The following is a 13,033-nucleotide window of genomic DNA, read 5'->3' as shown; positions in this document are numbered from 1 at the left end:
CAGCAACCTTGTTCAAACTGGCTGAGGAAAGTGGACTTTGCCTGAGACAAACAATTTAAACTCTAGCATCCAGAATGTCTCAGGCAGGGAATTACGAGATTTAGTGCGGACTCAGCTGCAAATTTTCCTAGAAGCAGGAGAATTGCAGGGAGCAAAAACTATTTTCGGATTGCAGATAATCGGCCAGAAGGCAATGTCTGACGACAAGCCGAAGAAGCGTCTATGCCGGGGCATTATTGGGAGGAATGTTAAGTAAGCTGTTACTGTCTGGGTTTATTTTCTCCAAGGAGAATTAAGCTAAACCACATCTAGTTTGTATAATTTGAAATTGTACATTTCTTGTGGGGTGGGCGACACGAGCGCCCAATATATGCTTTGGTTTTTGTGGAACAGCTTAGAAATAGCGATCGCTATAAGCACTAGTCTGGTAGCTATTTATATTTTAGTTTCTATCTCAGGTTCAGCACTACCGTTTCTATTTCGCTACCTCCGTTTAAATCCGGCATTAATGTCAGCACCATTAATTACCACAGGAGTTGATGTAGTAGGTGTTTTGATTTACTTCAATTTGGCGCGGGGAATTTTAAAGTTATGAAAAGAGTCATTAGTCATTGGTTATTAGTCATTGATCATTAGTGAAGAAAAAAGTACAAATGACAAAGGACAAATGACTAATTTTTACAATTCTGATTCCGTGTCTGGAGCAACAATTTCGCCAGTACCCAATTGCAGTATCATGTCCTGGTCAGTAATCAATTCGCTGAGTTCTTTTACTTGCAAATTCATGTCTTTACAAGCTTGTCTGAGTTCTCGGGCAAATTTGTTGAGGTCTTGACCATAGCCACATTGATAAGCAGCAGTTTCAATTCCTTCCTTGGCATTTGCTCTAGCACAATCTACTAGTTCCGTGCCATACAGTGGTGTAGGAGATGCCATAGACGTAGTTATTATTTATGAAATGTTTGCTGCTAGATAGATTATCAATATTTCAACATAAACTCATCCCTCCAATGGAAGACAATTAGGGTAGAGTTAGAAGTTTTTAGTTCTAAATTTTGAACTCAAAACTCTGCAAATTTGGGATTTTAGATTTTGCGGAAAGTCTGAGCGCCGACTGACGGCCTTCAGAACTTTCTCAGACAGATTTTAGATTTTTCCTTTAATCCAAAATCCCAAATCTAAAATTGAATGACTCCTAACTATTTTACTTAGCCATTGACAACATCTCCACCATTGACATGTAACACTTGTCCAGACATATAAGAACTATCATCAGAGGCTAAAAATACGTAGCTAGGGGCAACTTCTTCTGGTTGTCCGGCTCGTTGCATTGGTACTTGTTTACCAAAAGTTTCAACTTTATCGCCGACAAAAGTTGAGACAATTAAAGGTGTCCAAATTGGCCCTGGGGCGACAGCATTAACGCGAATTCCTTTTGAGATCAAATTTTGTGATAAGGAGCGAGTAAAGGCAATAATCGCACCTTTTGTGGAGGAATAATCTAGTAGATGTGAGCTACCTTTATAAGCTGTTACCGATGTGGTATTGATGATAGAACTGCCTGTTTGTAAATGCTTGAGTGCAGCTTTAGTCATGAAAAACATCGAGAATATATTAGTGCGGAAAGTGCGCTCTAGTTGTTCTTTGGTGATTTCCTCGATACTGTCTTTAGGATGTTGTTCGGCAGCATTGTTGATCAGAATATCGAGTTTGCCGAACTCACCAACTGTTTGTTGTATAGCTTGCTGACAAAAAGTTTCATCGCCAATATCGCCTGCAATGGTTACTGCACGACGCCCTTGTTTTTCTACCAAATGTTTTGTTTCTTTGGCATCGTCGTGTTCATTGAGGTAAAGGATCGCCACATCTGCACCTTCTTTAGCAAATGCGATCGCTACAGCACGACCAATACCACTATCTGCACCCGTAATCAATGCTACTTTATCTTGTAACTTGCCACTACCCCGATACTGGGCATCATCTGCTTTGGGTTTTGGTGTCATTTCTGATTCAACACCTGGTACTTCTTGTTGCTGTGGCAGTTGTAATTTTTTTTCTTTTTGCTCTTTTGATTTAGCCATAGGTTTTGTCTTGGTAATTGAATATTGAATTGGGCATTGGGCATTGTTAAATAAGCACCCTCTGCCTCCTGCTGATTCCAAAAGTAAACCTTGGATCGAAAATTCAACCCAAGGTTTATTTTTCGCTTTGGCTCCCACTAGCCATTTGCAATTTTAGTCCTTTATACCCCGGATGTCTGCCAAACATACTTCTTGCTGGTAACTGTACGCGGCTGACATTATTTATCTTCACACTTGACACACACTATTCACCTGACCACCAAAAATAAGTACACAACTCTCATCTGATGAAAGATTTCTCCTTTTCATCTGCTTTCAAGTTAACTATTATGTTGCTGTAATTTATCGCTCCCTAGAGGTAAAGTAAGCTGAAATTTGCTCAACCTTAAGACTGAATAGAAATTAAATAAATAAGAATTACTGAATTAGTTTATTATCATCTCTTCTGGCTTAAGAATCGTGCCATTTTCGAGAAATGAAAATATAGATTTCTACTTTCTCCCTTTGTGGTTGCAAAAATACCTACTATCATACCATCTACTGTCGTTAATATTAATTTAGGTTGATATTTGCATAGCTGCCTTCTTGCAGACTAAATTTTTTGCCAAAGTACCTGAATCCTGACGTCGCGGCTATACCTCCAGACGAATCGTCCAAAAGCGTGCGTGGTGCGCTACATTGAGATCATTAAAGGGCAGGGGTTATGGCAACATTAAATATTTCTGAGTTAGAGCAGGTTGAAAAGTTTCGCCACTTACAATTAACCTTGCGCGATCGCTGGAAAACGATCGAGCTATTTGACAATAGTGAAGCGGATATTTTAATTATTCCCTCCCTGAGTATCGACCAGCGCGAACTTCAAAAGATCGAAGGCTGCGAACATTATGAAGAAAGATTACTATTTTCCTTAATTCGGTTGCAAAATCCCCGGACTCGGCTGGTTTATGTAACATCAGTACCGCTGCATCCTAGTATCATTGATTATTATCTGCAACTGTTGCCAGGAATTCCCTTTTCTCATGCTCGGAATCGTTTGTTGCTACTTTCTACTTACGATTCCTCCCTTAAGCCTCTGAGCCAAAAGATTTTAGAACGCCCCCGCCTGCTAGAGCGGATTCAGCAAGCTTTGAGGCTAGACAAATCATTTATGATTTGCTACAACTCTTCGCAGTGGGAAGGCGAATTGTCTGTAAAATTGGGTGTACCACTATATGCTGCTGCACCAGATTTACAGATTTGGGGGACAAAAAGTGGCAGTCGGCAAATCTTTGCCGAAAGCGGAATACCATATCCAGATGGCACCGAAAAAGTTTGGAATCACACAGATTTGGCAGAAGCTACCAGTGATTTGTGGGAACGCCAACCGACATTAAAACGGGTAGTGGTAAAACTCAACGAAGGCATTTCTGGAGAAGGGAATGCGCTGCTAGACTTTAGACCAATTGAGAATGTAGCACCCGATAAAGGGACTCATGCCCAAAGGGTAGCAGCAATTAGCGATCGCTTCTCAACAATGCGCTTTCAAGCAAAACAAGAGACTTGGGACAATTTTTCTGGAAGACTTCCGGAATTAGGGGGAATCGCCGAAGCATTTGTGGAAGGGGAAATTAAGCGCTCGCCCAGCGTCCAAGGAAGGATTACACCCAATGGCGAAGTGGAAATCCTTTCAACCCACGACCAAATTCTCGGAGGCCCAGACGGTCAAATTTATCTTGGTTGTCGCTTTCCCGCTGATGAAAGCTATCGATTGCAATTACAGCAATTGGGACTGCAAGTTGGCAAAAAGCTAGCAGAGAAAGGTACTTTAGAGCGATTTGGATTAGATTTTATCGCCGTTGACAAGGGTAATAAAGAGTGGGATATTCAGGCGATCGAAATTAACCTGCGTAAAGGCGGCACAACTCATCCATTCATGACCCTGAAATTATTAACAAATGGTCGTTATGACCTTTCCACAGGTTTATTTTATAGTCAGCAAGGTCGTCCAAAATACTACATTGCCACCGATAATCTGCAAAAAGAGCGCTATCAGGGATTATTACCCAATGATTTGATGGATATCATCGCTGAACACAGATTGCACTTTGACAGCGGTAGTGAAACAGGCACAGTGTTTCATCTTATGGGTTGCCTTTCACAGTTTGGCAAGTTGGGATTAACCAGCATCGGTGATTCCCCGCAACAAGCACAAGACATTTATAACAAAGTTGTCAAAGTTCTTGATGAAGAAACCCGCAGCAAAAATCAGGATTTATCGGACTTATCAGATTATTCCTTTCCTGTGGTTTGGGATGAACATAGTTAAGGAATGTCGTTTGCAACACATGAATCGCCTGTAGGGGCGTACAGATGTAAATTGGTGTCAACTTAAGCGTAAACCCCTTTAAAACCTCGTTTCCAGTCGGAGACTTCTTCTCGAGACAATCTCTAAAAGCTTGTTCTAGACAGGCTTTTGCTTTAAGTTGACACCTATAACAGATGTACGCCCCTATTTATCTAATTTTTTACCGGATGTGGAAAAAGAAGAATGAAATCAAGGGTGAATGTTTCGTGACCACATCTTGTTGAGTTACTATCTGAGCTTCAGGAAAGAGGTATCTGGCTGATTTTCAATGTGTAGGCTGGTGATTTTTTCACCGCAGACATATCCGGTAGCGTGACAAATAAATTCTGTCCGCGCTGTTGCCACTCAAGTTTACCTTTTACCCCTAGCATTGTAATCTTTGCATTTTTCGGCAGAATTAGCCCTGGGATTGTCAGCATCTGACTCTTGAGAGTATCAAGCAAGACAGCATACAAATTACCTTTGTTTGTGGTGTAGCGGACTCGGATGCCTTGAGTGGATACATCTTCTGAGCGTATCCAATAGCGCGAACCAAAGATGGCTTCACCATTTACATCTAGCCACTTGCCTAAGCCTAGCAACCGTTCAGTTTGCAGTTTGGAGATTGAACCATCGGCATTTGGGCCAATGTTGAGCAGTAAGTTGCCGTTTTTACTAACAATGTCAACAAATGAGTCAACCAGTTCATCTACTGAAATCATGTTCAAGTCGGTATCATTCTGGTTATAACCAAACGAGTAACCTAAACCCCTTGTGCTTTCCCATTTCTTTGGTTCGATTTGTTTGAGTTGACTGTATTCAGGTGTGGAGAAGTCGAAGTGTAAACCGAATTTCCCATTTAAATCAAAGCGGTCATTAACAACACCGTTAGGTACGTGATTGTAAAAGTAAGCCATAATCTCGTTTGCCTGACCAACAGGGTAGCCAAGGTCATTCCATAAGATAGACGGCTGATAGCGGTCAATGAGTTCGCGCCAGTGAGCGTTAGCATATTCAGCGTAAGCTTTATCTTGGATAATGGCTGCGACCAAGGTGTTAAAGTCTGTCACCGTTGTATCTTGTTTAGACCAATCAATACCGCCAGAGTAGTACAGACCCATACGCATACCTTGTTTACGAACGGCTTGTGTCAGTTCGCCCACAATATCCCGCGCCGCCACTCGTCCTGACTGGTTTGTGGTTTTGCTAGGCCATAACAGGAAGCCATCATGATGTTTGGTCGTCAGCACAACGTACCGCGCACCTACTTGAGAAAACAGTTTTGCCCATTGGGATGGATTCCACCTTGTGATGGCTGCGTTAAAGGTGGGGATGAAGTCGTCATAGGTGAAATTTTTACCGTAGGTCGCACGGTGATACTTATAGGTGTCACTGCCCTCAAGTTTCATGGAGTTGTAGTACCATTCAGCATAAGGATTGTGCTGGAACCAATATTCCCAACCGCGTTCTGCAACTACCTTGTTCTGTTCACCAGTCAGTGGTGCCCAACCAGGTACGGAGTACACGCCCCAGTGAATGAAAATGCCAAGTTTAGCATCTTTGAACCACTCTGGAACTTCATGCTTTGATAGCGACTCATTTGTTGGTTTATATATCTGTTGTGCAAAGGCAGTAGAGGCTGTCAGATTCAAAAAGCTACTTAGGAATCCTGTAATAATTAGTATAAATAGTAAAGGTCTAAACATCAGAATGCTCCTGACTGAGGGATATATAATTTTACAACTGTATCTAGTCAGCAGCAATTAAGCGCTTAAAAGTATCACCAAGGAGAATGCATTGCAAACCATATTTAGAACTGTCCGTTCGCTCATTTTCAGATGACAAGAGGAATTAATGTCTTGAGGGAAAAGGAATAGGGCGACTGTAGCAACTCAATCGCACTACTAGCAGCAATTCCCGGTAGTCTGGAGGACATCTTCGAGACGGGTGCAAAGGATGACAAGTGAACTATTAACCCAAGTTGCTAGTTATTTGAGAAAGCGATGTCTACGACGGGCTACGCCTATGCAAAAGCAATAAAATCCCTTCCAGTTAGAAAAAACTCCAGGGAGTATGCTAAATGAAACAATTACCGTCTATGCTATCCCCGCTTGGATGGCAAACGTTAACAGGTGAGTGGCTGATTCAGTGGAACTATAATCAGCAAACTAAAAGATACGAGTATAAACCTGGCAAGGAACCAAACTTTAAAACCTTCCCCTCAGGATATCTGCCAACTGTGGAAAGAGGATATAACTTTGATGTTTCTCTTGATGCGGCACTCATGAGGTGCGGTATTTAAGTTAGCACAACTTGAAGCGTTTCTTGCAAATCTAAGTGTAACTGTGAATGAGCATTGCCGCTATTAATGGCAATTTCTACCCAGCCGTGACTGCCAACTAAAGCTATTATCTCTCCCACGTTGACATCACTGTAAGTTTCACAGCCTGGTATACTCAAAAGGGCGGCTTGCACACACCAAGTTTTGCCTTGTACGTAACTGCCTGGAATGTTACTCACTAAATTGCCAAAATTGTCAATATATTGAATGCAACCCACTATGCCAGTGGTTGTCTGCTTGCACTCGCCGATATCCAGCTTTACCAAAGTTGCTGGATCAATTTCTTGTCCTAGCTGTTTGAGGGAGACACCACTAGCAAGACTAGCTGCCACTGGTGCAAAGATATCTCTACCGTGAAAAGTCTTGCTTGGTTGAGGAGTTCGCCAATAGTTAAGATTTGTGAGTTCGACGGCTGCGATCGCAGGACTTTGACTAAGTACCCCACTGAAGATACCATTATCTGGGCCTACCAGAAACCCTTGAGCAAATTCTACTGCGATCGCTCGTCGCTTGCTTCCCACACCCGGATCTACTACTGCCACATGCACTGTCCCAACTGGGAAATAGGGATAAGCATTCATCAGGCAAAACCTGGCTGCTTTGATGTCTTGCGGCGGAATTTGGTGCGTTAAGTCTACCACCGTCAATCTGGGGTTGATTTGGGCGATGACTCCCTTGATTATGCCTACATAAACATCGCGATCGCTAAAATCGCTCAGTAAAGTTACGAGTGGTTGTTGATCTATCTGGTTCTTAGACATGTTTATGCTAAAATCTACATTAAGACAGAACTTTCTGTAACAACAGCTACAAAATTTATGTTATGTTAAGGATATAAGACATAAAACAAAAAATTAAAGAGGGTAATCACTATGAATCAAAGTAGACTACAAAGGGCCAGGAAAGCACAAGAAGCTCACAGAGAGAATATTCAAAGAAATCTAGAGCATCGCTTGCAAGTAGCCAGAGCAAAAGGCGACGAACAACTGATTCGTCAACTGGAAGCTGAGAGCAGGTATTCCAGCTAAATCAAGTTTTCATTGTTCATAGTTTGTTGTGTAACCCGCTACGGCGGGTTTTTTTTAGGGTGTTTCCTGGCAATTTCGCTCTTAGAGCGTTTTTCAATTAATTGAATTACCCCACTCCCCATGCTCACACTTCTGGCTCAACACCCAAGGCTCGTAACTGTGCTGCCAAGCGTTCAGCCCGTTGCAGGGCAGTTTCTTTGGCTTCTGGCTCAAGTTCTGCTCGTAAGCGTTCTTGTTCGGCTCGTTCTGCACCAGTAGCAATCACACATTACCTCCAGCGTCACACCACCGCAACCAAACATCTCGCTTACCTTCATATACGCCTTCCCAAAGACATAAACCTAACTCAACTTCAGTCAGCCATTGCTCGCTCGTAGCTATATATTGTCGCCCTCGCAACTCGTACATCTGTAAAACTTCGCTACCAAGTTGCCGACTTGGGTCAAAAATAATGTAGTACATTATCCGCATCCTGGCGTACTCTAATAATTTTCGCCCGATTTCATTGCCTTCTCGATTTGAAACAATTTCAATTACTACCTCTGGCGGTTTACCAAAATCCCAAAAGAAATAAGAGCGATGCCTTTTTTCCCACCAGTTTTCAGCTACTTGTACATCCAGGCTCAAAAATACATCAGGTACAATTGGCGGTTGCTTGTTACTGGGAAACAAGCCCACATTGGCAGCGACTAGAAACCCTTGGGCATTACTTGCCCCGTTCCAAGAACTATAAAGTGTTTCTGTCAGCAGCCGTTGTTGTTTTTCAGATGGCAGATTATCCAAGGGTTCATCGTCCTCTGTCACCAGATGACTAACATCTGGTAACAAATCTTCTGGTAATAAGCCAGCATCTGTCAAGGTGATAGATTCACTCATAAGGAATTCTGGGGGTAGCGGCTTAATTCTATTGTGGCAGCAGCATCAATTCTCTTCACCCTAGCAGTAGATTTTCTACACCTACTGTTGTCGTCGTAGTTGCTACCTGGATAATCCTACTGTATTGCAACCGCCACTGTAGTGCATTAGAAATTGTCAGGTAGCCAATTTCTGGTGGTTGCTGCAAAATTCTTTCTGCAAGTATTTCACGCCCAATTTCATCTAATGGAAAGTTGCGTTCTTTTAAAAATGCTATTACATCTTCTTTGTTGCCATTCCGGCGTAAGATTTCTCTTAGCCCGTAAGTTGTTTGATAATCTCCAGTTCTTTCTCTTGATACAAAGACGACATTCTGGAATTTTAAATTAGCAGTGCGAGAGCTATGATCATCAATCTTTTGATATGCCAATATCAGCAGATGATAGCCCAATCCATACACCTTTTGACTGGCATTCCGAAAGGGGCAAGAAGATTGTGGCTGAGGAATTGATGTCACTTTTAAATCAACTTCTAATCCGGGAAAATCAATCCCTAAAGCAGCACTACCAAGGATATATTCATACTGTGTAGACAAATATTGATTAAAAGTAAACTCAACATATGTTCCTACTGCTTTACCATCTGTAACCCCATATAGATTAGGAATCGGTGTTGCACTAAGTACAACACAAAAATCTCGTGCAGCAGTTTTGAGGGAAGATAAGGTTAGCACTTCCATTTTTTAAATAGCCAAAGTTAATTGTTGCCAACCAGATTTACTCAATTCAAAGTTTATTTGACCAATTCTTTTGCATACCCACTCTACACAAGCTGGTACAATTGCATTCCCAAATAATGCGTATTGATCGTAAGTTCTGGCAACTTGACACCAATCATCAGGAAAACCCAGAAGTCGGGCATATTCAATATTAGTTAAACGTCGAAATTTATTATCTACTTGGTAGCGTTCATAATGTCTTGATGTTGAGGCAGTCAATGTTGATGCAATGCCATTAGTTCCGAATATGGTATAACCAAGTCTCGCGCCTCCATCTTGATTGTATAAAATTTCAACTCCATTACAATAACGATTTACAGGCTTACTTTGCTTAATCCGCTCCAACGTATCGGCAGTAAAATCAAACTGTGTGTCCACCATTGACTCATCCTGAAGAATATCCTGAAGCCTCTTTCTCGGCTTGATGTTCGACAATGATGAAATATTTTGAGTGAACATTTTATTTTTATAGGCAATTCCCCAATTATCATTTTTACTTTTCATCGTCATAATTGGCAACATATATTTTACCAATGGAGCTTCGATATTGGGCAGTAAAATATTGTCTTCTTTAGTTAAAAAAACTGAGAGATTTTCTAAACTATTAGGTATTATATCTGTTGAGTTTAACTTTGTGCCAAAGATAAAAATTCTATCTCTATTTTGAGGGATACCAAAACTCATGGGGTTAATTATTCGCCATTCGAGAAAATAATCTAATTCAGAAAGTGCATTTAAAATTAATCTAAAATGATAGCCGTTTTCCATTGTCAAAAGTCTTTTGACATTTTCTAGAAAAAAGTATTTTGGCTGCTTCTGGTCTAATATTTCTATAATGCGCTCAAATAGTGTTCCCCTAACTCTATCTCTCACACCAAGTTTTTTACCAGCAGGACTAAAAGGTTGGCAAGGGAAGCCAGCAGTTAAAATATCGTGATTGGGAATGTCTAAGATGGAGATTTCGTTGATATCGCCTAAAACAATAGAGTCTTTGCCAAAATTACTTTTATAAACTTTACAGCAAAGTTCGTTAATATCATTCGCCCATATTGTTTGAATATTAGCATTTGCCATACCCAGGCGAAAGCCACCGATACCAGCAAAAAGCTCTAAAGCTTTGAGTTTGTTTGTTGTCATGCCACTACTGCAACCGCAAAGCATAATGGTAAAACTCTTCATTCTTAATGTAATTTCGCGCTTCATAGAGTTTTTGCGCGGTTATGTTAGAAATTTGAGTAGATAAAATTACTCGAACGGCTGCACTATTTTTTGCGTATTCTTCCGCAACACTTATCAATAATTTTGCAATTCCCCTGCGGCGATACGACTCTTCGACATACAAATCGTTCAATATCCATACTCGTTTCATCGACACTGAAGAAAAGCTGGGATAAAGCTGAGTAAATCCAACTAATTCCCCATTGTCATTAGCTGCAAACAGTACCGAGTCATTATTCTTGAAACGTTCTTTGAGAAACTCCTTGGCAGCTTCAAGGTTTGATACCTGATTGTAAAAAATACGATACCGATCAAATAGTACTGAAACACTTTCAAGATGATTAATATTAGCCAAAAAAATTTCCATTAAGTGTCCTCTTCACTTCAATATAGTTTACACGCAATACTACTTGGCTAAGTGAAATGGGAGGTTAAATTAATAAAAATATGTTCGCATTTTTTTAACGAAAACAGTAAGCTTTGATAATTAAACTTACTTTTTATTTTTCAGACTGTCGTACAAGTAAACCCAGTTTTGTCGAAGATAATCAATGCATGATTGCAAGTAATTGGTGGGCAATGCCCACCAACTTAGACAATTCCCTAATTCACTAAGACTTTGGTTTATAAGTTGAAGCAACATGCAATTCTTTCAACTGTTTAGCATCTACACTCGAAGGTGCATCTGTTAACAAACAACGCGCTTGTTGTGTCTTCGGAAAAGCAATGACATCCCGAATTGATTCTTCTCCAGCTAGCAACATCACCAAACGATCTAAACCGTAGGCGATGCCACCATGCGGCGGTGTACCATATTCAAATGCTTCTAAGAGAAAGCCAAATTTACTTTGTGCTTCTTCAGCAGATAAACCGATCGCTTCAAATACTTGCTGTTGAATTTCTCGCTGATAAATCCGCAGACTTCCGCCGCCAACTTCCACGCCGTTGAGTACCAAGTCGTAAGCTTGAGCGCGTGCAGTTTTTAAGTCGCTCAAATCATCAGGATGCGGTGCTGTAAATGGGTGGTGTAGTGCTTCTAAACGTTTTTCGTCAGCATTCCACTCGAACATCGGGAAATCTGTAATCCACAGCAAGTTAATTTTTTCTGGATCAATTAACTCAAATTCCCTAGCGATCGCTTGCCGTAATCTATCTAATGTTTTATTAACTGTAGCAGCATCACCAGCCCCAAACAACAGCAAATGTCCAGCTTTTGCACCTGTACGGCGTAAAATTTCTTGTTTTTGTTCAACGCTGAGGTTGTCTTTAATCGCCCCAATGGTGTCAATTTCGCCATCATCCCTGACGCGGATATAAGCTAAACCTTTCGCACCAGCTTCGCTGGCTTCTTTAAATAAGTCGCCGCCTGGTTTAATGCGGACATTAGAAATTACATCGTTACCGTTGGGAATGGGCAGAATTTTGACTATACCACCATTGGTAACAGTATCCCGAAAAACTTTGAAACTAGAGTTTTTCACAATATCTGAGACGTCAACTAATTCCAAACCATAGCGGGTATCTGGTTTATCACTACCGTAGCGTTCCATCCCTTCGGCGTAAGTGAGACGGGGGAAAGGGCGCTGTAACTCAATTCCTTTAACTGTTTTGAAGATATGGCAAACTAACTTCTCGTTTAGTTCGATAATTTCTTCTTGGGACATGAAGCTCATTTCCATGTCCAACTGGGTAAATTCCGGTTGTCTGTCGGCGCGTAAATCTTCATCACGAAAGCAACGGGCAATCTGATAATATCTATCTAAGCCGGATACCATCAGCAATTGTTTAAATAGCTGGGGTGATTGCGGCAAAGCATACCACTCACCAGGATTGACGCGACTGGGTAGAACATAATCCCGCGCCCCTTCTGGGGTAGAACGGGTAAGTATTGGGGTTTCGACTTCGATAAAACCTTCCAAATCTTCCAGATAACGACGCATCGCTTTGACAATTTGATGACGCAGTTGCAAATTTTGCGCCATCCGTTCGCGTCGCAAATCCAAATAACGATATTTCAGCCGCAAGTCTTCGCGCACTGTCTCGGTGTCAGCTACGGAAACTTGAAAAGGTAACTGTTTGCGGACAGCATTGAGGAGTTGAATTTTATCGGCGTAGATTTCTACCTCGCCTGTTGGGATGCGGGGATTCAGCGATTCTTCGGGACGGTGCGTTACCCTACCAGTGATTTCGACAACATATTCATTTCGCAGGGCGTTCGCCTGTTCGTATGAGTCTGGGGTGCGTTGCGGATCGCTGACGATTTGGACAATTCCAGAGCGATCGCGTAAATCTAAAAATATCACACCACCGTGATCGCGGCGACGGTCTACCCATCCGTAAAAGGTAACTGTTTCTCCAATATGTTCTTTTCGGAGTTCGCCGCAATAGTGAGTTCGCATAAGTGTTAAT

At 41.5% G+C, this 13,033-nt stretch carries 15 protein-coding genes; 5 read left to right on the top strand and 10 right to left on the bottom strand.

The features are described 5' to 3' along the window. Positions 1-37 precede the first annotated feature (37 nt). Together V7K85_RS07110 and V7K85_RS07105 are read left to right on the top strand one after the other, a co-directional pair. On the top strand, positions 38-256 hold the full coding sequence (locus V7K85_RS07110) for a hypothetical protein (protein WP_334812368.1): 219 nt from the start codon (positions 38-40) through the stop codon (positions 254-256). Positions 257-346: 90 nt separating this feature from the next. Further along, positions 347-595, top strand: coding sequence for a magnesium transporter (locus V7K85_RS07105; RefSeq protein WP_334812173.1), 249 nt, complete (start codon positions 347-349; stop codon positions 593-595). Positions 596-678: 83 nt separating this feature from the next. Here V7K85_RS07105 and V7K85_RS07100 read toward each other — a convergent pair whose 3' ends face one another. Further along, positions 679-936 (bottom strand): hypothetical protein, encoded by a 258-nt coding sequence (locus V7K85_RS07100; RefSeq protein ID WP_334812171.1) that lies wholly within the window; start codon positions 934-936, stop codon positions 679-681. A 272-nt stretch (positions 937-1,208) separates the two neighbouring features. Continuing rightward, positions 1,209-2,081 carry an SDR family oxidoreductase gene (locus tag V7K85_RS07095; RefSeq protein WP_334812169.1) on the bottom strand — a complete coding sequence of 291 codons (873 nt, stop codon included), beginning with the start codon at positions 2,079-2,081 and terminating at the stop codon, positions 1,209-1,211. A gap of 703 nt (positions 2,082-2,784) precedes the next feature. Between V7K85_RS07095 and V7K85_RS07090 the strand changes: the two genes are divergently transcribed. Beyond that, the gene (locus V7K85_RS07090) at positions 2,785-4,386 is read left to right on the top strand and encodes a peptide ligase PGM1-related protein (protein WP_334812166.1); all 1,602 of its coding nucleotides are present in this window, start codon (positions 2,785-2,787) and stop codon (positions 4,384-4,386) included. 278 nt (positions 4,387-4,664) lie between these two features. Here the strand turns inward: V7K85_RS07090 and V7K85_RS07085 are convergent, their stop codons facing one another. Then, a complete protein-coding gene (locus V7K85_RS07085; protein WP_334812164.1) occupies positions 4,665-6,110 on the bottom strand; it encodes an alpha-L-fucosidase in 1,446 nt (481 codons plus the stop codon). Between the two features lie 374 nt (positions 6,111-6,484). Here V7K85_RS07085 and V7K85_RS07080 point away from each other — a divergent pair, with 374 nt between their 5' ends. Continuing rightward, positions 6,485-6,706 carry a hypothetical protein gene (locus V7K85_RS07080; RefSeq protein ID WP_334812162.1) on the top strand — a complete coding sequence of 74 codons (222 nt, stop codon included), beginning with the start codon at positions 6,485-6,487 and terminating at the stop codon, positions 6,704-6,706. On the opposite strand, the gene V7K85_RS07075 is transcribed toward V7K85_RS07080, so the two are convergent. Then, a complete protein-coding gene (locus V7K85_RS07075) occupies positions 6,703-7,506 on the bottom strand; it encodes an SAM hydrolase/SAM-dependent halogenase family protein (protein WP_334812160.1) in 804 nt (267 codons plus the stop codon). The genes V7K85_RS07080 and V7K85_RS07075 overlap by 4 nt on opposite strands. 111 nt (positions 7,507-7,617) lie before the next feature. Here V7K85_RS07075 and pirA point away from each other — a divergent pair, with 111 nt between their 5' ends. Continuing rightward, entirely contained in the window at positions 7,618-7,773 is a 156-nt protein-coding gene (gene pirA, locus V7K85_RS07070; protein WP_334812158.1) for an arginine synthesis PII-interacting regulator PirA, read from the top strand. Positions 7,774-7,897: 124 nt separating this feature from the next. On the opposite strand, the gene V7K85_RS07065 is transcribed toward pirA, so the two are convergent. The 6 genes from V7K85_RS07065 to aspS all read right to left on the bottom strand — a co-directional run bounded on the left by V7K85_RS07065 (position 7,898) and on the right by aspS (position 13,023). After that, the gene (locus tag V7K85_RS07065; protein WP_334812156.1) at positions 7,898-8,038 is read right to left on the bottom strand and encodes a hypothetical protein; all 141 of its coding nucleotides are present in this window, start codon (positions 8,036-8,038) and stop codon (positions 7,898-7,900) included. Next, positions 8,035-8,649 carry a Uma2 family endonuclease gene (locus V7K85_RS07060; protein WP_334812154.1) on the bottom strand — a complete coding sequence of 205 codons (615 nt, stop codon included), beginning with the start codon at positions 8,647-8,649 and terminating at the stop codon, positions 8,035-8,037. Before V7K85_RS07060 ends, V7K85_RS07065 begins: the two co-directional genes overlap by 4 nt. A 55-nt stretch (positions 8,650-8,704) precedes the next feature. Continuing rightward, on the bottom strand, positions 8,705-9,367 hold the full coding sequence (locus V7K85_RS07055; protein ID WP_334812152.1) for a restriction endonuclease: 663 nt from the start codon (positions 9,365-9,367) through the stop codon (positions 8,705-8,707). Between the two features lie 3 nt (positions 9,368-9,370). Next, entirely contained in the window at positions 9,371-10,543 is a 1,173-nt protein-coding gene (locus V7K85_RS07050; protein WP_334812150.1) for a DNA cytosine methyltransferase, read from the bottom strand. Positions 10,544-10,547: 4 nt separating this feature from the next. Then, positions 10,548-10,991, bottom strand: coding sequence for a GNAT family N-acetyltransferase (locus tag V7K85_RS07045; RefSeq protein ID WP_334812148.1), 444 nt, complete (start codon positions 10,989-10,991; stop codon positions 10,548-10,550). Positions 10,992-11,235: 244 nt separating this feature from the next. Continuing rightward, positions 11,236-13,023: an aspartate--tRNA ligase gene (gene aspS / locus V7K85_RS07040; protein WP_334812146.1), complete on the bottom strand. Its 1,788-nt coding sequence runs from the start codon at positions 13,021-13,023 to the stop codon at positions 11,236-11,238. Positions 13,024-13,033 lie beyond the last annotated feature (10 nt).

It is taken from the genome of Nostoc sp., assembly GCF_036917615.1.
Lineage (GTDB): Bacteria > Cyanobacteriota > Cyanobacteriia > Cyanobacteriales > Nostocaceae > Nostoc.
This window is presented reverse-complemented; position numbering and strand designations above follow the sequence as displayed.